The sequence below is a fragment of the Amycolatopsis sp. cmx-4-61 genome (genome assembly GCF_046548775.1).
In the GTDB taxonomy this organism is placed as follows: Bacteria; Actinomycetota; Actinomycetes; order Mycobacteriales; family Pseudonocardiaceae; genus Amycolatopsis.
This window is the reverse complement of the sequence record NZ_JAEBEI010000019.1, coordinates 70,213-95,513: the sequence shown is the minus strand read 5'-3', so window position 1 is coordinate 95,513 and position 25,301 is coordinate 70,213. Positions and strand designations below refer to the sequence as shown.

Sequence of the window (25,301 nt, the reverse complement as noted above, 5' to 3'; positions counted from 1 at the left end):
TGTGCTGGGTAGGGTCCTGCGCATCCGTACCGGGTGGGCACGAGAGCGAGTGGAAAAGATGATCCCAGGGGGAGGACGGCGGGCGCTCGTCGCGCTGGTGGCCGTCGCGGCGGTGGCCGTGAGCGGGTGCACCGGCAAGGGCGGCGGCGGGCCGGTCGCGGACACCGGTGCCGGGTCGGTCGCCGGGCTGCCGGTGACGCACTTCGAGAGCGGCCTCAAGCCGGACGCGCCGACGCCGAGCCTGAACGTCCGCAACGCCGAAGGCGGCGAAGACGACAAGCTCGCCACCGCCGCGATCGACGACGTCCAGACGTACTGGGGCGAGCGGCTGCCTGCCGACTTCGGCCAGCAGTTCGAGCCGGTGAAGTCGCTGCTGTCCTACGACTCGCAGACCGACACCGAGAAGACCGGCTGCGGCAGCGTGAAGAAGCTCGTGAACGCGTTCTACTGCCCGGTCGACGACTCGGTGGCGTGGGACCGCGGCGTGCTGCTGCCGATGCTGCGCCAGCGGTTCGGCCCGATGTCGGTGGTCGTGGTGCTCGCGCACGAGTTCGGCCACGCCGTCCAGTACCGGCTCGGCGACAAGGCCGGCGTCACCAAGAGCACCCCGACCGTGGTCAAGGAGCAGCAGGCCGACTGCTTCGCCGGCGGCTACTTCCGCTGGGTCGCCGAGGAGAAGAGCAAGTACTACCGCGTGTCGACGTCCGAAGGCCTGAACCAGGTCATGGCGGCGATGTTCCTGATCCGCGACCAGGCGGGCACCAGCGCCGCCGACAAGGGCGCGCACGGCACGGCGTTCGACCGCACCTACGCGTTCCAGGCCGGGTTCGAGAAGGGCCCCAAGGAGTGCGCGGGGATGACGGCCGAGAACGTCAAGGCCCGGCTCACCGAGCGGCCGTTCGACCGGGGCGACAAGGGCAAGGGCGACGCGAAGTTCGACGAGCGGACGGTCGCGCTGCTGAAGAAGAGCCTCGACGAGGCCTTCAAGGGCGCCCAGGTGGCCGCGCCGGAGATCACCGACGGCGGCAGCTGCCAGACCACGCCGCCGGCGTCGTACTGCCCGGGCGACAACACCGTCAGCATCGACCTGGCCAAGCTCGCCCGGCTCGCCCAGCCGATCGACCGCGACGCCGAGATGAAGGGCGAGGACCCGGGCGGCATGGGTGACTTCGCGGCGTTCGCGGAGGTCGCGGCGCGGTACGCGCTGGGCATCCAGAAGGGCGCCGGCGCGTCGATCGACAACGCCAACGCGGGCCTGCGCACGGCCTGCCTGGTGGGCGCCTGGGCGGCGTTCACGAACCGGCCGGGTGACCTGCGCCTGTCGGCGGGCGACCTCGACGAGGCCATCGCGGACCTGCTGCAGCCGGAGAGCCTCGTTTCGGCGGACGTCAACGGGAAGCGCCCGGACAGCGGTTTCGACCGGGTCGAGGCGCTGCGGCGCGGGTACCTCGAGGGTTCGTCGGTCTGCTCGAAGCAGTACGCCTAGGTTCGCGAAAGGGCCCCCACCGCGTGGTGGGGGCCCTTTCGGTCAGAAGAGGGCGCTCGCGAGGTCGCGGCGGGCCTTCATGACCCGGTCGTCGGCCGGGTCGAACAGGTCGAACAGCGCCACCAGGTGCTCGCGGACCTTGTTGCGGTCCTCCCCCGCCGTGCGGCGGACCGTGTCGATCAGGCGCTTGAAGCCGGCCTCGACCTCGTTCGCCGCGATCTCCAGGTCGGCCGCGTCGAGCTGGGCCGCCAGGTCGGCCGGGTCGGCGTCCGCCTTGGCGATGGCGTCCGGGTCGGCGCTCTCGGCGCGGGCGGTGAACTTGACCTGGGCCAGGGCGTTCTTGGCCAGCTCGTTCGCCGGTTCGACGTCGAGAATGCGTTCGTAGGCGGCCTGCGCGGCGGCGAAGTCGCCCCGCTCGAAGGCCTCTTCCGCCTCGGTGAAGCGCGGGTCCTCGGGCTCCTCGACCGGGCCGCCGGCCGCCTCGGCGTCGCGGATGCCCGGCAGCTTGTCGCGCAGGGCGTCCAGGAGCGCATTGATCCACTTGCGGATCTCGGCCTCGGGCAGCGCGCCGGAGAAGGCGTCGACCGGCTGGCCGCCGGCGATGGCGACGATCGTCGGGATGGACTGCGCGCCGAACAGCTGCGCGATCCGCGGGTTCGCGTCGACGTCGACCTTCGCGACGACCCACGCGCCACCGGACTCGGCGGCCAGCCGCTCCAGGACCGGGGACAGCTGCTTGCACGGGCCGCACCACTCGGCCCACAGGTCGACGACCACGAGCTGGCGCAGGGACCGCTCCACGACCTCGGCCTGGAAGGTGGCCTCGGTGACATCGATCACGGCGCCGCCCGCGGCGGGCCGCGGCGGGCCATCGCCCCCGGCCGGGCCGGCGGGCGGGGCCGGCTGCCGCTGCGCCGCTTCGGCACGGGCTTTGAGCGCGGACAGGTCGACCGCGCCGGAAAGGGCGGCCGACAGGGCCGCTGACTTCGCTGCAGATCCGCGTGGTTGTGTCACGGTTCCATCCTGGCACGCGCGCCCGGGGAGTTTCACCGGGAGCCCGGCCGGTCCACGCTCTGACACTGTTCCGCGGTCGACGCCCCGCCGCGCGCCACCCCGAACGCCCCCGCGTTCCCTGAGGAGACCGTTCCGGGGGTATCGGCCCGTCCGCTTGGCAGGACGGCACCGCTGGGGCAGGCTCACCCGGGTGCACATCCGGCGTGACGTGAAGGTGGGCCTGTCGATCGCGGCCGCCGCCGTCTGGGTCGGGGCCGTGACGCTGCTCATCGTGCACGAACCCGACCCCGGTGCCGCTTCGCCCGCCGAACTGGACGACCGGCTCACCGCCGCCCTCGCCCGCCACGACGCGGACGCCTTCGCCGACCTGCTCGACTACCCCGGCTCGGGCGGCGGCGACTTCGCGAAGGACTACGTCTCGGTGCTCGCCGACCGCGGGGTCCACGACGTGCGCGTCGAGCTGGGCCCGGACGCCGGCGCGCCGACCCGCGCGACGGTCTCCGGCGTCCTCGGCGACGGCACGCCGTTCAGCTACCCGCTGACGGTGACGAGCGAAGACGGCCGCTGGACGATCGCCTTCACCCCGCCCCTGCCCTGACCGGCCGTCAGGACTCGCGCAACCGCGCTTCCACCCGGTCCACCTTGGCCTCGAGCTGGCCGGAGAAGCCCGGCCGGATGTCCGCCTTCAGCACCAGGCTCACCCGGGACGACCCCTCGCCCGCGGCCTCGACCGCCCGCTTGACGACGTCCATGACCTCGTCCCAGGACTCGCCCTCGACGTTCGTGAACATCGCGTTGGTCGAGTTGGGCAGGCCCGACTCGCGGACCACCTTCACCGCGCGGGCCACGGCCTCGCTCACCCCGCCGTCGGGCTCCCCGCCGGACGGGCTCACGCTGAACGCGACGATCATGCTCGGAAGTCCCTTCTTCGGTGGCCATTTCCGCCAGTCGTGCGACACGCCCCGGTACCCGCTGGTAACTTCGCGTGTCATGAACCGTCCGCTGCCGTTCGACCCGATCGCCCGTGCGGCCCGGATCTGGGAGGACCGGATCGGGCCCTCCGGGACCATGGCCGCGGTGACCGGGGTGATGCGGGTCCAGCAGATCATCCAGTCCGCGGTGGACGGCGCGCTCAAGCCGCACGGCCTGACCTTCGCCCGGTACGAAGCGCTGGTGCTGCTCACCTTCGCCCGCACCGCCAGCCTGCCGATGCGGGTGATGGGCGAGCGGCTCCAGCTGCACCCCACCAGTGTCACCAACATAGTGGACCGCCTGGAGCGCGACGGGCTCGTCAAGCGGGTCCCGCACCCGACCGACCGCCGCACGACGCTGGTGGAGATCACCGACGAGGGCCGGGCGCGCCGCGAGGCCGCGACCGAAGCCGTCACCGCCATCGACTTCGGGCTGAGCGGGCTGACCGAACGGCAGACCGAGCAGCTGACGGACCTGCTGACCAAGGTGCGCCGCGCCGCCGGGGACTTCAGCGAGTAGGCGTTCCGCCGCGCACTGTCCACAAGAGAAAAGGCCCGCGCCGGAAGCGCGGGCCTTTCTCACGTGCTGGGAATCAGGCGGCGACGGGTTCCTTCGCCTGGAACAGGCCGACCCCGCCGTGGGACAGCCGCTGCGGGCCGTCGAGCTTGCCGTTGCGCAGCGCCCACTTCTCGAACAGCCACGTGAACAGCGGCGGGATGCTCGCCAGCAGGGCCAGGACCAGCGTCTTCGGGCGCCAGCCGAGCGGCTTCGCGACGGACAGGGAGACGACCACGTAGAGGACGAAGATCACGCCGTGCACCATGCCGATGACGGGCACGCCGCCCTCGCCGGAAGAGTGGACGACGTACTTGAGGAACATCCCGACCAGCAGCGCGGCCCAGGACAGGGCTTCGGCTACTGCGGCCACGCGGAATACGAGAGCGGCCTTGCTGGACACTGCTTCCTCCTGTGGGGTCTCACCACGTTGGTTCAACACATCAAAAAACGCCCGACACACCGTCCAAGGCGGACTTGCCCCGGACGTCAACGGCGCTGTCGGACGTGCTGATACCCAGTGTGAGGCGTGATGGCCCTCACGGGAACACCGGGTCCCGTGAGCCTGCTCACGACCGTGGTCCACTGTGGTCTGAACCACGGTCGTGAGCGAGCCCCGGCTACTCCGCGCAGGGCGAAACCGGGGCCGACGAGGGTGATGTCCCCCACGTCGTCGCGGCCGCGTCCGCGGTCAGCCGGAAGTCGAGCGTCGCGCCGCGCTCCAGCTGGTCCACGTTGACGTACACGCGGTCACTGGCGCGTGAATCCACCCGCAGGCCCGAGACGTACTGCAGCTTCGAGCCGTCGGCGCCCGGCGCCTGGATCGTGATGGCCCGTCCGTTCTCCAGGTGCAGGACGGACTTCGCGAACCGCGGCGCGTTGAGGACGAAGTTCCCAGTCCCTGGGACGGCGGGGTAGAGGCCGAGCGCGCTGAAGACGTACCAGGCCGACATGGTGCCGAGGTCGTCGTTCCCGGTGACGCCGTTGGGCGCGTCGGTGAACAGCGTGTGCGCCGCCCGCACGACCGTCGACGTCTTCGCCGGCTGCCCGGTGAGCGCGTACATCCACGGCGAGTGCAGGTCGGGCTCGTTGTTCGGGTTGTAGCGGAACTGGTCGTAGTAGTCGTACGGGCCGACGACCCAGTTCTCGCGCACCCCCGTCGCCGGGTTCTTCACCAGCTCGTCGTAGGCGAAGAAGTCGTCGAGGCGCTTCCCGGTGGCCGCCGGGCCGCCCATCCGCTGCACCAGGCCGGGCACGTCCTGCTGGACGAGCCACTGGTACTGCCAGGCCGTGCCCTCGTGGAAGCCGTCCTGGCTCTGCGGGCTGTACGGCTTGTCCGCGGGGCTGAACCACGCGCCGCCGAGGACCTTCGGCCGGAAGAAGCCGGTGAAGCCGCGGTCGGCCTGGGTGGCGTCCCACAGCGTCCGGTAGGTCCGGCCCTTCGCGGCCAGCGCCGCCGCGTCGGCCTTCTTGCCGAGGGCCGCCGCCATGACCGACAGCGAACAGTCACCGAGCGCGTACTCCAGGGTGGCCGACGCGCCGTGGTTCGGGTCGGTGTCCTGGCCCTTCTTCGGGAAGTCCGGGTCGTACTGGACGAACCCGTCGGCCTGGTAGCTCGCGTTGCCCGAGCGGCCCTGGAACGGCGACGCGGCGGGCGGGATCTCGCGCGAGTTCTGCAGCAGCGCCTGGTAGGCGTGCACCTCCTCGCCGGAGAGCGCACCGAAGCGCCAGAGGTCGACCAGGAACGGCGTGACCGGGTCACCGGTCATCGTGTTCGTCTCCTGGCTCGCGTAGGCCCACCGCGGCAGCCAGCCGCCCTGGTCGTGGATGGCCAGGATGCTCTTCGCGATGTCCCTCGCACGGCTCGGCCGCAGCAGCGCCAAGAGCTGGTTCTGGGAGCGGTAGGTGTCCCACAGCGAGAAGAAGTCGTAGTACGTCCAGCCGACCGCGCGGTGGATCTTCTTGTCGAAGCCGTAGTAGCGGCCGTCGGCGTCGTTCGCCGTCAGCGGCTGCAGCAGCGCGTGGTAGAGCGAGGTATAGAAGACCGTGCGGTCGTCGGGTGTGCCGCCCTTGATGTCCACACCGGACAGCTCGCGCCGCCACGTCCTCTGCACCTCGGCCTTGGCCGCGTCGAACGACCGGATGCGCTCCGCCGCCAGGTTCACCCGGGCCCCGGCCGCGTCGACCTGCGAGATCGCGGTGGTCGCGGTGACCTGGCCGCCGCCGAACGTCAGCCACGCGCCACGCAGGCCCGCGCCGCCTTCGGCCGAGCGGGAGCCGGGCGTGCCGCCGGTCGGCGACCAGGTGCCGAACGCCTTGAACGGCTTGTCGAACTTCGTCGTGAAGTACGTCGTGTAGGCCTTGCCGCCGCAGAACGCCTGGGATTCCACGGTTCCTTCGACGGTCCGGTCGTCGACGACCCGGATGCTGCTGCCGGTCACCGGTTCCTTGTCGTTCGCCTGGCCGACGTTGACGAAGACGTTGGCGTCACCGGACTTGGCGAACGTGTACCGCTCGACACCCGCCCGGGTCGCCGCCGTCGTCTCGACGTCGACACCGCCGTAGCCGGTGAGGTGAACCTTGTAGTAGCCGGGCTTCCCCACTTCGCCGTCGTGGGTGAACGGCGAGGCGTACTGCCGCTGGTCGAAAGTGGCCGCTTTCGCCGTGTCGAACGCCTTGCCGGGCCCCACTTCCCCCGTCGTCGGCAGCGTCGAGACCAGGCCGCCCTGCTCCCAGCAGCCCGCGCCGGAGAGGAAGAAGTGCCCGAAGCCGCGGATCGCGGTGTCGGTGTAGCGGTAGCCGGCGTAGTGCGAGGTGATCGGGCTGACCTGCGTCATCCCGAACGGCGCCGAGGCGCCGGGGAAGGTGTTCCCCTCGTCCTGCGTGCCGATGAACGTGTTGACGGCTTCGAGGGCGTCGCCGCTCGAAGCCGAAGCGACGGCGGGGCTCACCCCCGTCGCCACCACGGCGAGCGTCAGCGCGCCCGCCAGGATCCTGCTCTTCACAACAGCCCTCCGGAAACCGGGAAAGGCCGCCCGCGCGGAACGCGGGCGGCCTTTCAGAGGTGGATCATCACGCGCCGACGGCGATCGCGAAGACGTGCAGCGCACCGCCGCTGACGTTGGCCGGCAGCGTCACGCTCGCCACGGTCTTGCCCGCGTCGAGGGTGATCGGGTTGGTGCCGAACACCATCGTGCGGATCTGCTGCGGGTCGCCGCCCGAAGCGTTGCGGTACGGCGTCGACAGCACGATCCGGTTGCCGAACGCCGGCTGCGCACCGCCGCCGCCGAGGGTCCAGTCGGAGAACCCGATGGTGGCGGTGGACGTGCTGCCGTCGGTGTAGGTGACGGTCAGCGTGCCGGACGCGTTGCCGTTGGACGCCGAGCCGAGCAGCGCCAGCCGGCCGGAACCGGTGACGTTCACCGTCTGACCGGCGGCGATCACGTTGTCCGGGTCCCCGGCCGGGAACGACGGCCAGGTGAACTTGAGCCCGTCACTGGTGATCGTCGCCCCCGGAGCGGCACCGGCCGCGGCGAGGGCGTCGGCCGAGTAGCTCCAGCCGCCGCCGTCGAAGTTCGCCGCGCCCGGGTTCGAATCCGGCGAGATGCCGGCGTTGTTCACCGTGGCCAGCCAGCTGTTCGGCTGGGCCACCAGCACCGTCAGGACGGCCTGCGAGGACGCCACGCCCGGCGCGGAGAACGTCACCGGGATGCGGCGGGCGCCGTCGGCCAGGCCGGCCGGGACGCTGACCGTGAGCTCGGCCTGGGCCTTGCCCGCGGCGGGCACCGCGATGCTGCCCGTCGCCGGGGTCAGCGTGATCCCGTCGACGCTGCCCGCGCTGTAGGTCCAGGTCCGGGCCACGCCGGAAAGGTCCTGGACACCGACCGACGCCTTGGACGTCGACCCGGCGGGCGTCACCGCGCGGGCCGGGTCCACGAAGGACAGGCTCGGCTTCTCCTGCTCGCGGAACGACGGCGGCGCGTCGGCCACTGCGCTGCCCCACGAGGTCGCCGTGGCGGAGCGGGTGTAGTCGAGCGTGCCACCGCTGGAGATCAGCCCTTCCGGCAGCCACGCCTTCGAAGCCGCGCCGCCGTTGACCTTCAGGCTGCCCACGTAGTCGCCGGTGCCCGGCGCGTTGATGGTGATCTTCTTGCCCGCGCCCGTGGTGAGCACGGCGTGCTCGAAGCGCGGGGTGACGAGCAGCGTCTCGGCGCGGCCCGGGATCTCCGGGTAGATGCCGAGCGCCGACCAGACGTACCAGGCCGACATCTGGCCGAGGTCGTCGTTGCCGATCAGGCCTTCGGGACGCGGGTTGTACAGCTCGTCCATCGAGCGGTGCACGATCGCCTGGGTCTTGGCCGGCGCGCCCGCGTACGAGTACACGTACGGCGCGTTGGAGTTCGGCTCGTTGCCCATGAAGGCGTACGGCTCCTGCGTGCCCGCGTTGAGCTTGGTGAAGAAGGTGTCCAGCCGGGACTGGGTCGCGGTGTTCCCGCCGAACGCCGTCACGACGCCGCCGAGGTCGTAGGGCACCATCCACTCGTACTGCGCGCCGTTGCCCTCGACCCAGCCCTGCGAGCTGGCGGGGTCGTAGGTACCGGAGAACGAGCCGTCCGCGTTGCGCGGCTGCAGGTGGCCGGTACCCGGGTTGTAGAGGTTCTGCCAGTTCTGCGCGCGCTTCATGAACGTCGTGTACGTCGCGCTGTCGCCGAGCCGCTTCGCGAACTGGGCGATGGAGAAGTCGGCGCTGGTGTACTCGAGCGTGTCCGCGCCGGCGCCGGGCACGTAACCCAGCTTCTGGTAGTCCTCGAGCCCCGGGCGCTCGGTGTAGCCCTGGGTCGGCTGGGTGGCGCCCTTGATCATGAGCAGCAACGCCTTCTGGGCGTCGAAGTCACGCGCGCCGAAGGCGTACGCGCTGGAGACGATGATGTGGTACGGGTCGCCGTTCATGACGCCGGTGTAGTCGTTCGCGACCGTCCAGCGGTCCCACGAGCCGCCCTGCTCGGCGTAGGCCATCATCGACCGGACGATGTCCGAGGTCTCCTTCGGCGCGATCGTCGCCAGCAGCGGCGCCTCGGAGCGGTAGATGTCCCAGCCGGAGAAGTTGGTGTACATGGCGTGGCCGGATTTGGCACCGTCGGCCGTGTGGATCCGGCCGTCGAAGCCGACGTACTGGCCGTTGGCGTCCGAGAACACGTTCGGCTGGATCAGCGAGTGGTACAGCGAGGTGTAGAACGTCGTCAGGTCGGCGTCCGAGCCGCCGGTGACGGCGATCTTGCCCAGCTGCGCGTTCCACGCCTTGCGCGCGCCCGCCGCGACGGTGTCGAAGGACTTGCCGGTGTTCTCGGCCTTGAGGTTGGCTTTCGCGCCGTCGACGGACACGAAGGACAGGCCGACCTGGACGTTCACCTGGGCGCCGTTGAGGTTGGCGAAGGTGACGTACCCGCCGCTGCCCGGGCCGCTGACGGTGGTGTCCTGCGTCTTGGCCTTGGCCGGCCGCGCGATCGAGGCGTTCACGCCGTTGGGCTGCGCGACCTTCGCCTTGGCGCCACCGGTTTCGGCGGCCTTGTTCGGCGTCACGGCGCCGTTCTTCCACGTGCCGATCGACGCGAACGGCGTGTCGAACTTGGCCGAGAAGTAGACGCGGTAGCTGTTGCGCGCGCCGCAGAAGCGGCCGCTGGTGGCCCAGCCGCTGATGGTGTCCTTGCCGATGGTGATCGACGCGTCGTCGGTGCCGTTGACCGAGCCGGAGGTGTTGACCAGCAGCGTCGAGGACGCGCCGGCCGGGTAGGTCAGCCGCGCCGAGCCGGTGCGCTGGGTCGCGCTCAGCTCGACCTTCGCGCCGCTGTCGAGGGTGACGTCGTAGGCGCCCGCGGTCGCGTGTTCGTTGGTGTGCGAGAACTTCGACGTGTAGTGCGCCGGGTCGGTGGCCGGGGAAGTCGTCACTTCGCCGACGTACGGGATGAACGGGATGTCCTGGTAGGTCGAACAACCCGCGCCGGACAGGTGCGTCAGGCTGAACCCGGTCAGGGCGTCGTCGTCGTAGAAGTAGCCGCCGGGCTGGGATTTCACCGTGTCCGGGCTCCACTGGACCATGCCGAACGGCACGACCGCGCCCGGGAACGTGTTGCCGGCCCCGCCCCCGGTGCCGTGGTCGGCCCCGCCGGGCCGGGTGCCCACGAAGGGGTTGACCCACTTCGCGTAATCGGTGCTGGTAGCGGCAGCGGCGGGAACAGCGGGAGCCACCGCTGCGGTCACCGCCAATGTCAGGAAAGCTAAACCGGCTCTGAAGCGCGCTCGCGCCATGGCCATCGCCTCTCCACCTCGTCAGCGCGACCGGAAAACCCGTCATGACAACCTTGTCGCGCAGTCGGTCGAACCGGGCCACCTTGGGCAGCGGCTCACGAGACAGTCAAGGGACACGTCAAGACCTGTCCACTTCCGGACAGGGTGATCAGCCGTCTGTCCTACGCCGTCGGTAGCCGAATCGGCACAATCCCCGCCCGGGGCGTTGACAAGCACCGGGCGGGTGGCGTTCAATCCCCGTCACTATGACAACGTTGTCTCCTCTGGGCCGGGACCGGGACGGCAGCACGCGCACCGCGAGCAGGCGGGCCACGATGAGCGACGTGGCCCGGCTGGCGGGCGTGAGCATCAAAACCGTCTCGCGCGTGGTCAACGACGAACCGGCCGTGCACCCGGACACCGCCGAGCGGGTCATGGCGGCCATCGAGCAGCTGGGGTTCCGGCGCAACCTGGGCGCGCGGAACCTGCGGCGCGGGTCGACCACCGGCACCATCGGGCTGATCGTCGAAGACGTCGGCAACCCTTTCTACTCCGAGCTGAACCGCGCGGTCGAGCGGATCGCGACGTCGTTCGGCCGCCAAGTGCTCACCGGCTCGTCCGAGGAGAACTCCGACCGCGAACGCGAGCTCGTCCTGGAGTTCTGCGCGCGGCGGGTGGACGGCATCCTCGTCGTCCCGGCCGGTCTCCAGCACGGCTACCTGGTGCCGGAGATGCGCGCGGGGACGCCGGTGGTGTTCATCGACCGCCCGGCCGGCGACATCGTGGCCGACACCGTGCTGGTGGACAACCTGGGCGGCACCATCGAGGCCGTCACGCACCTGGCGCAGCACGGGCACCGGCGGATCGCGTTCCTGGGCGACAGCCCGGACATCTTCACCGCGGCCGAGCGCCTGCGCGGCTTCCGGGAAGGCTGCGTGCGCAACGGGATCTCCTACGACGAGTCGCTGGTCTCGATGGGGACACCGACGCCGGATTCGGTCGGCGACGCCGTCAAGCGGCTGCTCGACGGCCCGGACGCGGCCACCGCGGTGATCGCCGGCAACAACCGGGTCGCCGTGCACCTCCTGCGTGCCCTCGCGCACGCCGAGCGCCGCCCGGCGATGGTCGGGTTCGACGACTTCGAGCTGGCGGACCTGCTGAACCCACCGGTCACGGTGGTCGCGCACGACGTCAGCGCGCTGGGCCACGCCGCGGCCGAGCTGCTCTTCGCCCGCGTCCAAGGAGATCAGTCCCCGCCGAGAAAGGTAGTCCTGCCCGTGCATCTCGTCGCCCGTGGTTCCGGTGAGGTCGCCCCGTGACCCTCGAACCGATCCGGCTCCCCGCCAACCAGCCGCCGCAGTTCTACCGCGGGGGCGACGCCATCGCGGCGCTGCGCGGGGCCCCCTCCGAGTCGAAGTTCGGCCCGGAGGACTGGGTCGCCTCGGCGACCACGATGTTCGGCCAGGAGACCACCGGCCTCACCCGGCTCCCGGACGGCGCCTGGCTGCGGGACGCCGTCGTGGCGAACCCGAACGGCTGGCTCGGCGCGAAGCACGTCGAAGCGCTCGGGACGTCGACGGGCCTGCTGGTCAAGCTCCTCGACGCCGGCCAGCGGCTGCCCGTGCACTTCCACCCGGACGACACGTTCGCGAAGCGGCACTTCGACTCCCACTTCGGCAAGACGGAGGCGTGGATCGTCGTCGGCACCTACGGCGACGACCCGCGGGTCTACCCCGGCTTCAAGGAGACGCTGTCGAAGGCGACGGTGTCCGAGTGGACGCGGGAGCAGGACGTGCCGTCGATGCTGGGCGCGCTCAACAGCATCCCGGTGTCCGCGGGCGACACGGTCTACATCCCGGCCGGGCTGCCGCACGCGATCGGCGAGGGCGTGTTCGTCGTCGAACTGCAGCAGCCGACGGACTTCTCGCTCACCATCGAGTGGCGGGACTTCCTCGCGTCGCCGGAGAAGGGCCACCTCGGCCTGGGCTTCGACACCGCCATCGAGGCGCTCGACACCTCCGGCTGGGACACCGAACGGCTCGGCACGATCATCAGGCGCACGGCGGGCGACCACGCGTCCACTGTGGACCTGCTGGCCGGCGGATCGGAGCGGTTCTTCCGAGCCGAGCAGCTTCGCACGAACACTGCGACAACGTTGTCACTCGACCCGTCGTTCGCGGTGCTGGTCGTGCTCGACGGCGAAGGCACCCTGCGCACCGAGCACGGGGGCGAGCACGCGCTGGCGAAGGGCGACACCTACGTCGTCCCGTTCGACGCCGGCCAGACCGAGCTGTCCGGCACGGCGACGGTGATCCGCTGCCGGCCGCCGGCGCCGGAAGAGAGGCACGGATGAGCGAAATCCTCCTGGAGGCGGTCGACCTCACCAAGCGCTACGGGTCGGTCGAAGCCCTGCGCGGTGCGTCGTTCCAGGCGCGCGCGGGTGAGGTGACGGCCCTGATCGGCGACAACGGCGCCGGCAAGTCGACGCTGGTCAAGTGCCTCTCCGGCGCCGAGCAGCCGACGTCGGGGAAGATCCTCCTGGACGGCCGGGACGTCCGCTTCGACTCGCCGACCACCGCCCGGCGGCTGGGCATCGAGACCGTCTACCAGGACCTGGCCGTCGCCCCCGAACTGGACCCGGCGGCCAACCTCTTCCTCGGCCGCGAAATCCACCGCAAGGGCATCCTCGGCAAGCTCGGGATGCTCGACAAGGCGGAGATGCGGCGGCAGGCCGTCGAGGAGTTCCAGCGCCTCGGCGTGACGCTGCAGAGCACCGACGTCCCGATCGGCTCGCTGTCCGGCGGCCAGCGCCAGAGCGTCGCCGTGGCGCGCTCGGTCGTGTGGGCGTCGAAGGTCGTGTTCATGGACGAGCCGACGGCGGCGCTGGGTGTCGTGCAGCGCGAGCGGGTGCTCGACGTCATCAAGAAGGTGCGCGACAAGGGCATCGCCGTCGTGCTCATCAGCCACAACATGCCCGAGGTGCTGTCGGTCGCCGACCGCGTCGAGGTGCTGCGGCTCGGCAAGCGCGTCGCCCGGTTCACCGGCTCGGACACGAAGCTCGAAGACCTCGTCGCCGCGATGACCGGCGCCCTCGTGCAGGAGGAGGCGGCATGAGCGTGTCCAGTCCCCCGAAGGACATCCAGGAGGCCCCGGACGCGGGCTTCGGCAAGCGGCCGCTGGGCAAGCGCCTGGTCGGCGCGAACACGTTCTGGATCGCCCTGGTCCTCGTGGCGCTGATCGCCGTGTTCAGCGCGATCGCCCCCGGCGAGTTCCCGACGCTGTTCACCTTCCAGACGCTGCTCATCGAGACGGCCGTGCTGCTGGTGCTGTCGGTCGGGATGACGTTCGTCATCATCACCTCCGGCATCGACCTGTCGGTCGGCTCGGTGCTGATCTTCGCCGGCATGGTCGCCGGCAAGGTGATGGAGGCGATGTCCGGCGGCAACGCCTCGAACGCCGGCTGGGGCGTCATCACGGTCGGCCTGATCGCCGCGGTCGTCGCCGGGACGGTCTGGGGCCTGGTCAACGGGTTCCTCATCGCGGTGGCCGGGATCCCGCCGCTGATCGTCACCCTCGGCACCATGGGCGCGGCGCTCGGCGCGGCCTACCTGCTCAACAACGGTTCGGACGTGCGCAGCGTGCCGGTGGTGCTCAACCAGACCCTCGGCTACGGCACGTCGTTCGGCGTCGTGCCGAACCTGGTCATCGTCGCCGTGGTGATCACCCTCATCGGCGCGTGGCTGCTGCACACGACGAAGTTCGGCCGGTACACCTTCGCGGTCGGCTCCAACGCCGAGGGCGCGCGGCGCGCGGGCATCGGCGTCACCCGGCACCTGCTCAAGGTGTACACGCTGACGGGTTTCCTGGCGGGGATCGCCGGGTTCCTCTCGCTGGCGTACTACGCGTCGACCACGATTTCGGCGCACACCACCGACAACCTCAACGCCATCGCCGCGGTCGTGATGGGTGGCACGAGCCTCTTCGGCGGCGTCGGCACGGTGCTGGGCACGGTGATCGGCGTGTTCATCCCGGCGGTGCTGAAGAAGGGCTTCAACATCACCCACGTCCAGGACTTCTGGCAGATGATCGCCGTCGGCGCGGTCCTCATCGCCGCCGTCTGGTTCGACCAGCGACGCCGCCGCCGTCGCAACTCCCGCTGAGTTTCCCGAGTACGGTTCCCCAAGTACAACGAGGTGCTTATGAAGCTGACCAAGACTCTCACCGCCATGGGTGCCGTGGTCTCCGCGGCGGCACTGCTGTCCGCCTGTGGGTCCGGCACGGTCGGGCAGACCGGGTCCGGCGGCAGCCAGGCCGATTCGGCCGGCTCGAAGAAGCTCGCGCTCATCCCGGGCGTGCAGGCCGAGCCGTTCTACATCTCGCTGCAGTGCGGCGCGCAGGCCGAGGCGAAGAAGCTCGGCTACGAGCTCACCACGCAGGCGCCGCAGAAGTTCGACGCGGCGATGCAGACCCAGCTGGTAAACGCGCTGGGGTCGAACCCGCCGGCCGCGCTGCTCATCGCCCCGACCGACGACACCGCGATGCTCGCGCCGATCCAGCAGGTCAAGAACCGCGGCGCGAAGATCGTCGAGGTCGACACGTCGCTGAAGGACACGAGCGTCGCCGCGTCGTCCGTGTCCTCCGACAACGCGGAGGGCGGCAAGCTCGCCGCCCAGACGATGGCGAAGCTCGCGAACGGCAAGAGCGGCTCGGTCCTGGTGCTCGACACGATCGCGGGCACGTCGACGACCGCGGCCCGCGCGAAGGGCTTCGAGGACGAACTGAAGAACACCCCGAACCTGAAGTCGATCGGCGTCCAGTTCACCCAGAACGAGCCCGACCAGGCGGCGTCCAAGGTGACGGCGGCGCTGTCGTCGACCCCGGACCTCATCGGCGTCTTCGCGACCAACCTCAACACCGGTGAGGGCGCGGCGACCGGCCTGCGCAACGCCGGCAAGGTCGGCGCGGTCAACCTGATCGGCTTCGACGCGAGCCCGTCCGAGGTCGAGGGCCTGAAGAACGGCCAGTACCAGGCCCTGATCGCCCAGGACCCGGCCTCGATCGGCACCCAGGGCGTCCAGCAGGCGGTCGCGGCCGTCGAGGGCAAGCCGGTGACGCGGAACCTCACCGCGCAGCTGCACTCGATCACCAAGGCCGACATGGACGCCAATTCGCAGTACTTCTACAAGCAGAGCTGCTGAGCCGTCCGTCAGGGTCCTGCGGGGGGCACGTGTCCGTCCGCAGGGCCTTGACCAGCGCGTTCGACGGCAGTGAACAGCTCCTGCCGGTCACCGCGGTGGGATAACCGCTCACCGCACCGCCCGTTTACCCGGACGGGTGGCCTGCGTCACACTCATCTGCACATGCATCTGCACCCGCCGGATGCATGTTCGCAGGGAGGGTGCGATGAAGTACGAGCGGCCGGCTTTGCACCGGACGATCTTCGCCGTGGACGTCGAAGGCTACGGCGACCAGCACAGGACCACCCCACACCGGCTGGCATTGCGCGACGGGCTGTACCGCGCGCTCCGCCGGGCGTTCGACGACGCCGGCGTTCCGTGGGCGGACTGCCGGCGCGAAGACTGCGGCGACGGTGTCTTCGTCCTCGTCCCGCCGGAGGTCCCGAAGGGGCTCTTCGTCGAATTCCTGCCCGCGGCGCTCGCCGTGGCGCTGCACCGGCACAACCGGACGCACGACCCCGGCGCCCGGATCCGGCTGCGGATGGCGCTGCACGCGGGCGAAGTCGCCTACGACGAGCACGGCGTCACCGCGCCGGCGATCAACCAGACGTTCCGGCTGCTGGCGGCCAGGCCGCTGAAGGAGGCGCTCAGGGCCTCCCGCGGCGTGCTGGCGCTGATCACGTCGGCGTGGTTCTTCGACGAGGTCGTCCGGCACAGCGACGGGCTCGACCCGACGACGTTCCGGCCGGTGCCGGTGGCGGTCAAGGAGACCCGCACGACCGGGTGGATCTCGCTGCCGGACCGGCCGTACCCGGCGAACTCGAGCCTGCTGGGCAACGTCACCGCGCTCGACCACTACCGGACCTGGCGCCGCTTCCGCCGCCACGCCCAGGTGCTGGCCGACCGCGACGGGCCCGCGTAGCCGTAGGATCTTTGCCCTGGACACCGCCGCCGAGGGGAGGCCCGATGACCGTGCACCTGCGCCCGGCGTCCCGCGCCGACCCGGTCGCGGTGCTCGCCGCCGCCCGCCGCATCACCGACGACCTGCGCGACGGCCTGTCCGGGATGCCCGCCCGGCGCGCCGCGCACCGCCTGCGCCGGCTCTTCGGCTTCCCGGGCCTCGGCCTCACCGACCTGTCCGGGTCCCTGCTGTGGTCGGGGCGGCCGGGGCCGGACGCGGTCGTCGCGACGGTGCTCGACGGCGTCCTCCACAGCGAAGAACCCGGCTCCGCGCCGGACGTGCTGGTGCTGCCGCTGCACGTCCGCGACGAGCTGGCCGGGGCGCTGCTGGTCGTCGGGGACGTCCGCGACGCGGTCGCGGCCCAGGCCGCCGACCTCGTGGTGCAGGCCCTCGAGCGCGGGCGGCTCGAGGCGTCGGCGGAACAGGCGGCGCAGGCCGAACTGCGGGCGCTGCGGGCGGAGATGTCGCCGCACTTCGTCTACAACGCGCTCACCGTGATCGCGTCGCTGGTGCGTTCGGACCCCGATCGCGCCCGCGACCTGATGCTCGACTTCGCCGACTACACCCGCTACAGCCTCGCCCGCCACGGCGAGTACACCGTCGTCGCCGAGGAGTTCCGCGCGATCGAGACGTACCTGGCGCTGCAGAAGGCGGTGCTCGGCGAACGGCTGCGCGTCCAGGTGCGGGTCGCGCCGGAGATCCTCGCCGTCGCGGTCCCGTACCTCGTGCTGGAACCGCTGGTGGAGAACGCGATCCGGCACGGCATCGAGCCGCGGTCGGGCACCGGGCTGGTCCAGGTGCACGGCCAGGCGGAAGGGAACGACTGCGTGATCTTCGTCGAGGACGACGGGGTCGGCATGGACCCGCACCGGGCCGCGGACATCCTGGCCGGCCGCATCGGCGAGGACGACGCCGCGGGCATGGGATTGGCCAATGTGGACAGACGACTGCGGGACGTCTACGGCGCCTGGTACGGCCTCACCGTGGAAACCGAGGTCGGCGCGGGCACCCGGGTGATCGTGCGGGTGCCGCGGTTCCAGCCGGGGGTGCTGCCGTGACCGGGCTGCGGGTGCTCGCCGTCGACGACCTGCCGCCCGCGCTGGACGAGCTGTGCCGGATGCTTCGCGAAGCGCCCGAAGTAGGCGAAGTCGTCGGGGCCGGTGATGCGCTGAAGGCGTTGAAGCTGCTTCAGGCGGATCGCTTCGACGCGGTGTTCCTCGACATCTCGATGCCGGGCCTCGACGGCCTCGAACTGGCGTCCCTGCTGGCGAAGCTCAGCGAGCCGCCGGTGATCGTGTTCGTCACCGCGCACGACGGGCACGCGGTGACCGCGTACGGCATCGGCGCGGTCGACTACCTGCTCAAGCCGGTGCGCACCGAACGGCTGGCCGCGGCGCTGGCGAAGGTGCTGCGGATGGCGACCCCGGCGTCCCGGCCGACCCCGGACGCGATGGCGGCGCTGCCGGTCGAGTCCGGCGGCCGGACGCGGTACGTCCGCCGCGACGACGTCCTGTTCGCCGAGGCCCACGGCGACTACGTCCGCCTGCACACCCGCGGCGGGGTCCACCTGGTGCGGATGCCGATCTCGCGGCTCGAGGAGTACTGGGAGGGCACGGGGTTCAGCCGGGTGCACCGGGGTTTCCTGCTCGCGGTGAGCGCGGTGCTCGAGCTGCGCAGCGACACGGCGGGCGGGTTGCTGGCCCACACGGAGGCGGGCGACGTCCCGGTGAGCCGCCGGCACGCCCGCGACCTGCGCGACCGGCTGCTGGAAGCCGCCCAGCGCGGCCAGCTGGGCTCGGACCCGCGATGAGCAGGATCCGCCGGGTCGCCGTCACCAGCCCGCAGACCCGGCTCGCCCACGCGCGCCGCCGGTCGCGTGGCCGCTGGCGCCAGCCGCGGCTGCCCGCGGGCGACACCCAGCGCGCCACGGCCCTCTACACCGCCCAACGCCGTCACGGCATCCCCGCGCTGGTCCTCATGTTCGCGCTCCTGCTCGGCCTGCCGGGGATCTTCGCGATCTTCCCGGCGCTGGACACCGTGCGCCTGCTGGGAATTCCGCTGTCCTGGCTGATGCTCGCGGTCCTCCCCTACCCCGCGATGGCCCTGCTGGCCCGCTGGCAGCTCCGCCGCGCCGAGCGCCTCGAGGACGACCAGTGACCCCAGCGCCCCAATGTGGCCTTCGGTGCGTCACACGCACCCAAGGCGGCCTTCGGTGCGTCACACGCACCCAAGGCCGCCTTGGGGCGCTTGAGTGCGGCAGGGGGCGGTAGTGGGCGTCGCGCTCGCCGTCGCGCCGGTCGTGCTCGTGACGCTGCTGATCGGCGTCCGCGGGGTCGCCGCCATGCGCACGACGTCGGACTTCCTCGTCGCCTCACGCCGGATCTCGCCGCTGGTCAACTCCGCGGCGGTCTCCGGCGAGTACCTGAGCGCCGCCTCCTTCCTCGGCATCGCCGGGCTCGTCGTCAAGGACGGCATCGGCGCCCTCTGGTACCCGGTCGGCTTCACCGCCGGCTACATCGCGATGCTCGTGCTCGTCGCCGCCCCCATGCGCCGCTCCGGCGCGCTGACCGTCCCCGACTTCGCCGAAGCCCGGCTCAACTCCCCCGCGCTGCGCCGCCTCGCCGCCGTCGTGGTGCTGGTGATCGGCACGATCTACGTCGTGCCGCAGTTCCGCACCGCCGGGCTGGTGCTCGCCGCGGTCGGCGGCACGCAGTACTGGGTCGGCGTGGTGCTGGCCGGCGCCGCGGTCAGCGTCACCCTCGCCCTCGGGGGCATGCGCGCGGCGACGTACGTGCAGGCGTTCCAGTTCGTGCTGAAGCTGCTGCTGTTCCTCGTCCCGGCGATCTGGCTGGTGCTGCAGGCCGGTGCGGTCAACCGGACCGACGCGCTCAACCCCGTCGAGTTCACCCACTTCGCCCGCGAGACGCCGGTGCGGTTCGAGGTCGACGTCACCATGGAGATCCGCGAACCGACACCGGTGCGGCGCAACGGCGTCGTCGAGACCCTGCCGCCGGGCGAGTTCACCGCGCACAGCCAGGACGAGGTCGTGTTCGGCACGGGTGCGGCCGTCCCGGCGGTCCGCGGGGGTGCCGCCCTGGGCGGCCCCGACTGGCGGCGGCCACTGCTCGACCTCGGCGACCAGGGCCACCCGCTGCTCGGCACCTGGGCGGTGCTCATCGCGACCATGCTGGGCACCATGGGCCTGCCGCACGTCCTGATGCGCTTCCACACCAGCCCGGACGGCCGGGCCGCCCGCCGCACGGCCGCGATCACGGTCGCGCTGCTCGGCGTCTTCTACCTCTTCCCCGGCGTCTACGGCGTGCTCGGCCGGGTGCTGGTCCCCGGGCTCTACCTCTCCGGCGCGACGGACACCGTGGTCGTCGCGCTGCCGTACCAAGTGGACAGTGGCTGGGCGGGCGGCCTGTTCACGGCGTTGCTGACCGCGGGCGCGTTCGCCGCGTTCCTGGCGACGTCGCTCGGCCTGCTCCTGGTCATGTCGGGCGCGCTCGCGCACGACCTCGTCCCCGGCGGGCTGCGGCGGCTGCGGATCGCCGTGTTCGGCGTCGCCGCGATCATGGTGCTGCTGGCGCTGCGCTCGGCCGAGCTCGACGCCGGGGTGCTGGTGACGTGGGGGTTCACCGTGGCGGCGTCGACGTTCTGCCCGCTGCTGGTGCTCGGCATCTGGTGGCCGCGGCTGACCGCGACCGGCGGGATCGCCGGCGTGCTGACCGGGCTGGTGGCCTCGTCCGGCTCGATCCTGTTCGCCCTCGCCGGCCCGCCGCTGCACGGCTGGGTGGCGATCCTGGTCCAGCAACCGGCACCCTGGTCGGTACCGCTGGCGTTCGGCGTAATGGCACTGGTCTCCCTGCGGGGCAGGCCCCCCGGCTGGTCGACGGCGGCCATGTTGCGCCTGCACCTGGACGAACCCCGTTCGACGGGACCCCGCGACCGTTCGTCGACCGTTCGTCGTCTGGCCCGGCTGTTGAACCGCTAGTCCTTCACGCGCGCCTCACGCGTCCCTACGGTGTCGCACGTCACTTTCCGCAGCGTCGCAGGGAGCAGCGATGAGCACGACGGACACCGGCGGGCCCCCGGACACGTCAGACACCATCTGGGAGCGAGCGCACGAGAGCACGGAGTTCCGGGAGCTGCGCAGCCGCCTGCGCCGGTTCGTCTTCCCCATGACGGCGGTGTTCCTCCTCTGGTACCTGCTGTACGTGCTGCTGGCGGACTACGCGCACGGCTTCATGAGCACGAAGGTGTGGGGCAACATCAACGTCGGCCTGATCTTCGGCCTGCTGCAGTTCGTCTCGACGTTCGTGATCACCGGGCTCTACGTCCGGTACGCCAACCGGAAGCTCGACCCGGTCGCGGAGAAGATCCGCGAGGACATCGAGGGTGACTCTGCGAGGGAGCAGGCATGACGAACATCGCCGCGGGTGTGGAAGGCAGCAACCCGCTCCTCAACATCATCATCTTCGCCGCCTTCGTGGTCATCACCCTGGTGATCGTGTTCCGGGCCAGCCGCAACACGAAGACGGCGTCGGACTACTACGCCGCCGGCCGCGCGTTCACCGGCCCGCAGAACGGCATCGCCATCTCGGGTGACTACCTGTCGGCGGCGTCGTTCCTCGGCATCGCCGGCGCGATCGCCATCAACGGCTACGACGGCTTCCTCTACTCCATCGGCTTCCTGGTGGCGTGGCTCGTCGCGCTGCTGCTGGTCGCGGAACTGCTGCGCAACACCGGCAAGTTCACGATGGGCGACGTGCTGGCGTTCCGGATGAAGCAGCGCCCGGTGCGGGCGGCGGCCGCGACGTCGACGCTGATCGTGTCGTTCTTCTACCTGCTGGCGCAGATGGCGGGCGCGGGCGGTCTCGTCGCGCTGCTGCTGGGTGTCGAAGGCAAGGGCGCGCAGGCACTGGTGATCGCCGTGGTCGGCGTCATCATGATCGCCTACGTGCTGATCGGCGGCATGAAGGGCACCACCTGGGTGCAGATCATCAAGGCCGCGCTGCTGATCGTCGGCGCGCTCGTGATCACGCTCTGGGTGCTCGGCAAGTACGGCTTCAACTTCTCCCAGCTGCTGCAGGCCGCGGTCGACAAGGCGGGCAAGGCCGGGCAGACGCTGCTCGGCCCGGGCAAGCAGTACGGCACCAACGGGACCTCGAAGCTGGACTTCCTCTCCCTCGGCATCGCGCTGGTGCTCGGCACGGCGGGCCTGCCGCACGTCCTGATGCGCTTCTACACGGTCCCGACGGCCCGCGACGCGCGTCGCTCGGTGGTCTGGGCGATCGTCCTGATCGGCGTGTTCTACCTGTTCACGCTGGTGCTCGGCTACGGCGCCGGTGCGCTGGTCGGGCCGGACACGATCAAGAAGGCGCCGGGCGGGGTCAACTCCGCGGCTCCGCTGCTCGCCCTCGAACTGGGCGGGCCGGTGCTGCTGGGCCTGATCTCCGCGGTCGCGTTCGCGACGATCCTCGCGGTGGTCGCCGGCCTGACGATCACGGCGTCGGCGTCCTTCGCCCACGACGTCTACGCGAACGTCGTCAAGCGCGGCAAGACGTCGCCGGACTCGGAGGTCAAGGTCGCCCGGATCACCGCGGTGGTCATCGGCGCCCTCGCCATCGGCGGCGGCATCCTGGCCAACGGGCAGAACGTGGCGTTCCTGGTCGCGCTGGCCTTCGCGGTCGCGGCGTCGGCGAACCTGCCGACGATCCTTTACTCGCTGTTCTGGAAGCGGTTCAACACCCAGGGCGCGCTGTGGTCGATCTACGGCGGTCTGGCCATCACCATCGTGCTGATCGTCTTCTCGCCCGCGGTGTCGGGCAAGAGCACGTCGATGATCAAGTCCGCGGACTTCGCCTGGTTCCCGCTGAGCAACCCGGGACTCGTCTCGATCCCGGCGGCGTTCGTCCTGGGCTGGCTGGGCACGATCCTGTCCAAGGAGCACGACGAGAAGAAGTACGCCGAGATGGAGGTCCGCTCCCTCACCGGCGCGGGCGCCGAGAAGGCCGTCGTCCACTGACCCACCGAATCCACTGACTCCACCGACTCCACCGACCCCGGAGGCCGTCGCGAGGGTGTTCCCGATCCCCTCGCGGCGGCCTTCGGCCATCAGTACGGCAGCTTGCCCTCGGCCACGCCCGCGAGCGTTGTTTCCAGGTGCTTGCGGACGTACTGCCACAGCCCGCCGCCCAGCGAAATCCTCGCCACCCCCAGCTCGGCGAGGCCATCGAGGCCCGGGCCGCCCGGCCACACCGGCGCGTTGACCGCCCCGCCGGTCCCCCGCACGAACTCCGCGATCAGCTCCGGCGCCCGCAGGTGGATCGGGTAGACGCAGTCGGCGCCCGCTTCGAGGTACGCCTTCGCCCGCGCGACGCCGTCGGCGAGGGCTTCTTTCGCGTCCACCCCGCGGAAGGAGTCGACCCGGGCGTTGATCACCAGGCCGTCACCCGCCGCCTCGCGCAGCGCGGCGATCCGCTCCGCCTGCTCGGCAACGGGCCGGACGCCACCGGTCGCGTGGTCGGTGTCCTCGAAGTTGCAGCCGACGGCACCCGCGTCGAGCAGCCGGCCCGCCAGTTCGGCGCCGGACAGGCCGTACCCCGACTCGGCGTCGACGCTCACCGGGACGCTGACCGCCTTCGCGATCCGCGCGGCGGCGGCGAACATCTCGTCCGCGGGCGCCTTTTCGCCGTCGGGGAACCCGAGGGCGGCCGCGACGGCGACCGAACTGGTCGCCACGGCGGGGAAGCCGGCGGCCTCGACGAGCTTCGCGGTGTCGGCGTCCCAGACGTTCGCCAGGACCACGGGCTTGCCGGGCACGTGCAGCGCCCGGAGTGCGGCGGCGGTCACGCGTCCCGCTTCGGCAGGGGCGTGTGGCTGGTGATCGTCATCCGGTTCCAGCTGTTGATGGCGATGATCTCCCACGCCACCGCGCGGTACTGGTCTTCGGTGAACACCTTCACGGCCTGCTCGTAGACGTCGTCGGGCACGGTCTGCGTCGCGGAGAGCTTCGTCATCGCTTCGGTGAGGGCGAGGGCGGCCTGCTCCTGCTCGGTGAACAGGTCGGTCTCGCGCCAGCCGTCGAGCACGAACAGCCGCCGCGGCGACTCGCCCAGCTCGAGCGCGTCGCGGGAGTGCATGTCGAGGCAGTACGCGCAGCCGTTGATCTGCGACGCGCGGGTCTTCACCAGTTCCAGCAGCTTGGGGTCGAGCCCCGCGTTGGCGCCGGCCTTGTTCACCTCGGCCTGCAGGTTAGCCATCGCCTGGTAGAGCTCGGGCGCCTGCCCGAGTCCGATTCGCTTCGTCATGCCGTCCACGCTAGTGCGAACTGGTCCACGGGTATGGTCCAGTGACATGACGGATTCGTGGTCCAGTTCCGGGCTCGACGTCCACCTCGGCTGGCAGCCTTCGTCCGGCCGGACCGGGCTCGCGGCGGCGATCCGCGCGGCGATCCGGGACGGCCGGTGGCAGCCGGGCGCGGCGGTGCCCTCGACCCGCGCGCTGGCCCACGACCTCGGGGTCGCCCGCGGCACGGTCACGCGCGTGTACGCCGACCTGGCGGCCGAGGGGTACCTGCGCACGGCCCAGGGCGCGCCGACCCGAGTGGCGACGGCGGGTTCGCTGCCCCAGTCCGCACCCCGGCAGGCGCCCCGCGACCCGGCACCCCGCTGGGACCTGCGGCCGGGCCGGCCGGACCTGACGGCGTTCCCGCGGCAGGCCTGGCTCACCGCCACCCGCCGGGCCCTGCTGCGGACGCCGGCGGCGGCGTTCGGCTACGAGTCGGAGCTGGGCGCGCCGGAGCTGCGGGACACCCTCGCCGGCTACCTGGCCCGGGCCCGCGGGGTGGTCGCCGACCCGGCGCGGATCGTGATCTGCCACGGGTTCTCGCACGCCATCGCGGTGCTGTCCCGGGCGCTGTCCGGGCTGGGGGTCGGCGAAATGGCGTTCGAGAACCCTTCGTTGGACTTGTACCGGTCGATCGCGGCCGCGCAGGGCCCGCGGATCGTCGGCGTGGACGTCGACGCCCACGGCATCGATGTGTCCGCTTTGGACAGTCCGGCGGTGGTCGTCACCCCGGCGCACCAGTACCCCACCGGCGTCACGCTGGCCCCGCCGCGCCGGGCCGCACTGGCCCGCTGGGCGGGTGATTCGGGGGCGTTCGTGCTGGAGGACGACTACGACGGCGAGTTCCGCTTCGACCGCCAGCAGGTCGGCGCACTGCAGGCCCTGGCGCCCGAGCGGGTGGTGTACGCGGGCACGGCGAGCAAGACGCTCGCCCCGGCTCTGCGGCTGGCGTGGCTGGTGCTGCCGCGCTCGCTGGTGGAGCCGGTCCGCGCGGCGATGGCGGACAGCGGCTCGCGCCCGGCGGTGCTGAACCAGCTGGCCCTGGCCGAGCTGATCGACTCGGGCGCGTACGACCGGCACGTCCGCCGCAGCCGCGCGGAGTACCGCTCGCGCCGCACGCGCCTGCTGGCCGCCCTGCCGGATTCGGTGCGCCCGCACGGCATCGCAGCGGGCCTGCACCTCCTGGTGATGCTCCCCCCGGACGGCCCCTCCGAGGCAACGGCCCTGGCCGCCTGCCGCCGCCGGTCGATCGGCATCGAGGGCCTGTCCGGCCACTGGATGACCCCCAACGCCCCCGGCGGCCTCATCGTCGGCTACGCCGCAACCCCCAAGCACGCCTTCACAGGCGCAACCCGAAACCTGGTCGAAGCCCTAGCCGAAATCACCCCTTGACCCCTCCAGCCCGGCCCCCAATCACGCAACTCACGCCCCAATCCCGCAAGTCCCGTCCCGCGTCACGCATTCCGACCCGCCAGCTACGGCGAGTCGACCCTCCAATCAC

At 71.3% G+C, this 25,301-nt stretch carries 23 protein-coding genes; 16 read left to right on the top strand and 7 right to left on the bottom strand.

The genetic code is table 11. The features are described 5' to 3' along the window. The first annotated feature begins 58 nt into the window (after positions 1-58). Complete coding sequence (locus ACLJOU_RS37560) at positions 59-1,486, top strand: neutral zinc metallopeptidase (RefSeq protein WP_410574039.1); 1,428 nt, start codon at positions 59-61, stop codon at positions 1,484-1,486. Between the two features lie 42 nt (positions 1,487-1,528). On the opposite strand, the gene ACLJOU_RS37555 is transcribed toward ACLJOU_RS37560, so the two are convergent. Then, positions 1,529-2,500 carry a tetratricopeptide repeat protein gene (locus ACLJOU_RS37555; protein ID WP_410574038.1) on the bottom strand — a complete coding sequence of 324 codons (972 nt, stop codon included), beginning with the start codon at positions 2,498-2,500 and terminating at the stop codon, positions 1,529-1,531. Positions 2,501-2,690: 190 nt separating this feature from the next. Here ACLJOU_RS37555 and ACLJOU_RS37550 point away from each other — a divergent pair, with 190 nt between their 5' ends. Further along, positions 2,691-3,098: a hypothetical protein gene (locus ACLJOU_RS37550; protein ID WP_410574037.1), complete on the top strand. Its 408-nt coding sequence runs from the start codon at positions 2,691-2,693 to the stop codon at positions 3,096-3,098. Between the two features lie 7 nt (positions 3,099-3,105). On the opposite strand, the gene ACLJOU_RS37545 is transcribed toward ACLJOU_RS37550, so the two are convergent. Further along, positions 3,106-3,411, bottom strand: coding sequence for an MTH1187 family thiamine-binding protein (locus ACLJOU_RS37545; RefSeq protein WP_410574138.1), 306 nt, complete (start codon positions 3,409-3,411; stop codon positions 3,106-3,108). 79 nt (positions 3,412-3,490) lie between these two features. On the opposite strand from ACLJOU_RS37545, the gene ACLJOU_RS37540 reads away from it, so the two are divergent. Further along, entirely contained in the window at positions 3,491-3,991 is a 501-nt protein-coding gene (locus tag ACLJOU_RS37540) for a MarR family winged helix-turn-helix transcriptional regulator (protein WP_410574036.1), read from the top strand. Positions 3,992-4,064: 73 nt separating this feature from the next. On the opposite strand, the gene ACLJOU_RS37535 is transcribed toward ACLJOU_RS37540, so the two are convergent. The 3 genes from ACLJOU_RS37535 to ACLJOU_RS37525 form a co-directional block, all read right to left on the bottom strand. Beyond that, the gene (locus ACLJOU_RS37535) at positions 4,065-4,430 is read right to left on the bottom strand and encodes a DUF3817 domain-containing protein (RefSeq protein ID WP_004562934.1); all 366 of its coding nucleotides are present in this window, start codon (positions 4,428-4,430) and stop codon (positions 4,065-4,067) included. A 217-nt stretch (positions 4,431-4,647) separates the two neighbouring features. Continuing rightward, positions 4,648-7,032, bottom strand: coding sequence for a GH92 family glycosyl hydrolase (locus ACLJOU_RS37530; protein WP_410574035.1), 2,385 nt, complete (start codon positions 7,030-7,032; stop codon positions 4,648-4,650). A 67-nt stretch (positions 7,033-7,099) separates the two neighbouring features. Then, entirely contained in the window at positions 7,100-10,333 is a 3,234-nt protein-coding gene (locus tag ACLJOU_RS37525; RefSeq protein ID WP_410574137.1) for a GH92 family glycosyl hydrolase, read from the bottom strand. 314 nt (positions 10,334-10,647) lie between these two features. On the opposite strand from ACLJOU_RS37525, the gene ACLJOU_RS37520 reads away from it, so the two are divergent. From ACLJOU_RS37520 to ACLJOU_RS37465, 12 genes are all read left to right on the top strand, one after another. Further along, on the top strand, positions 10,648-11,631 hold the full coding sequence (locus ACLJOU_RS37520) for a LacI family DNA-binding transcriptional regulator (protein ID WP_103350431.1): 984 nt from the start codon (positions 10,648-10,650) through the stop codon (positions 11,629-11,631). Further along, on the top strand, positions 11,628-12,665 hold the full coding sequence (locus ACLJOU_RS37515) for a class I mannose-6-phosphate isomerase (RefSeq protein WP_410574034.1): 1,038 nt from the start codon (positions 11,628-11,630) through the stop codon (positions 12,663-12,665). The genes ACLJOU_RS37520 and ACLJOU_RS37515 overlap by 4 nt, the downstream gene beginning before the upstream one ends. Beyond that, positions 12,662-13,426: an ATP-binding cassette domain-containing protein gene (locus ACLJOU_RS37510; RefSeq protein WP_410574033.1), complete on the top strand. Its 765-nt coding sequence runs from the start codon at positions 12,662-12,664 to the stop codon at positions 13,424-13,426. Before ACLJOU_RS37515 ends, ACLJOU_RS37510 begins: the two co-directional genes overlap by 4 nt. Then, positions 13,423-14,472 carry an ABC transporter permease gene (locus tag ACLJOU_RS37505; protein WP_410574032.1) on the top strand — a complete coding sequence of 350 codons (1,050 nt, stop codon included), beginning with the start codon at positions 13,423-13,425 and terminating at the stop codon, positions 14,470-14,472. The genes ACLJOU_RS37510 and ACLJOU_RS37505 overlap by 4 nt, the downstream gene beginning before the upstream one ends. 39 nt (positions 14,473-14,511) lie before the next feature. Next, a complete protein-coding gene (locus ACLJOU_RS37500) occupies positions 14,512-15,510 on the top strand; it encodes an ABC transporter substrate-binding protein (RefSeq protein WP_410574031.1) in 999 nt (332 codons plus the stop codon). 205 nt (positions 15,511-15,715) lie between these two features. Next, entirely contained in the window at positions 15,716-16,411 is a 696-nt protein-coding gene (locus ACLJOU_RS37495) for a hypothetical protein (RefSeq protein WP_410574030.1), read from the top strand. 44 nt (positions 16,412-16,455) lie between these two features. After that, positions 16,456-17,508, top strand: coding sequence for a sensor histidine kinase (locus tag ACLJOU_RS37490; protein WP_410574029.1), 1,053 nt, complete (start codon positions 16,456-16,458; stop codon positions 17,506-17,508). Beyond that, complete coding sequence (locus tag ACLJOU_RS37485) at positions 17,505-18,260, top strand: LytR/AlgR family response regulator transcription factor (protein ID WP_410574028.1); 756 nt, start codon at positions 17,505-17,507, stop codon at positions 18,258-18,260. Before ACLJOU_RS37490 ends, ACLJOU_RS37485 begins: the two co-directional genes overlap by 4 nt. Beyond that, positions 18,257-18,607: a hypothetical protein gene (locus ACLJOU_RS37480; protein WP_410574027.1), complete on the top strand. Its 351-nt coding sequence runs from the start codon at positions 18,257-18,259 to the stop codon at positions 18,605-18,607. Before ACLJOU_RS37485 ends, ACLJOU_RS37480 begins: the two co-directional genes overlap by 4 nt. A gap of 112 nt (positions 18,608-18,719) precedes the next feature. Then, positions 18,720-20,444, top strand: a complete 1,725-nt coding sequence (locus ACLJOU_RS37475; RefSeq protein ID WP_410574026.1) for a cation acetate symporter — start codon at positions 18,720-18,722, stop codon at positions 20,442-20,444. A 70-nt stretch (positions 20,445-20,514) separates the two neighbouring features. Next, positions 20,515-20,874, top strand: a complete 360-nt coding sequence (locus tag ACLJOU_RS37470) for a DUF485 domain-containing protein (protein ID WP_410574025.1) — start codon at positions 20,515-20,517, stop codon at positions 20,872-20,874. Further along, positions 20,871-22,478, top strand: coding sequence for a cation acetate symporter (locus tag ACLJOU_RS37465; RefSeq protein WP_410574024.1), 1,608 nt, complete (start codon positions 20,871-20,873; stop codon positions 22,476-22,478). Before ACLJOU_RS37470 ends, ACLJOU_RS37465 begins: the two co-directional genes overlap by 4 nt. 89 nt (positions 22,479-22,567) lie before the next feature. Here ACLJOU_RS37465 and ACLJOU_RS37460 read toward each other — a convergent pair whose 3' ends face one another. Both ACLJOU_RS37460 and ACLJOU_RS37455 read right to left on the bottom strand, forming a co-directional pair. After that, positions 22,568-23,305 (bottom strand): isocitrate lyase/phosphoenolpyruvate mutase family protein, encoded by a 738-nt coding sequence (locus ACLJOU_RS37460; RefSeq protein ID WP_410574023.1) that lies wholly within the window; start codon positions 23,303-23,305, stop codon positions 22,568-22,570. Further along, positions 23,302-23,763 carry a carboxymuconolactone decarboxylase family protein gene (locus ACLJOU_RS37455; protein ID WP_410574022.1) on the bottom strand — a complete coding sequence of 154 codons (462 nt, stop codon included), beginning with the start codon at positions 23,761-23,763 and terminating at the stop codon, positions 23,302-23,304. Before ACLJOU_RS37455 ends, ACLJOU_RS37460 begins: the two co-directional genes overlap by 4 nt. 46 nt (positions 23,764-23,809) lie before the next feature. On the opposite strand from ACLJOU_RS37455, the gene ACLJOU_RS37450 reads away from it, so the two are divergent. Further along, complete coding sequence (locus tag ACLJOU_RS37450; protein ID WP_410574021.1) at positions 23,810-25,192, top strand: PLP-dependent aminotransferase family protein; 1,383 nt, start codon at positions 23,810-23,812, stop codon at positions 25,190-25,192. Positions 25,193-25,301 lie beyond the last annotated feature (109 nt).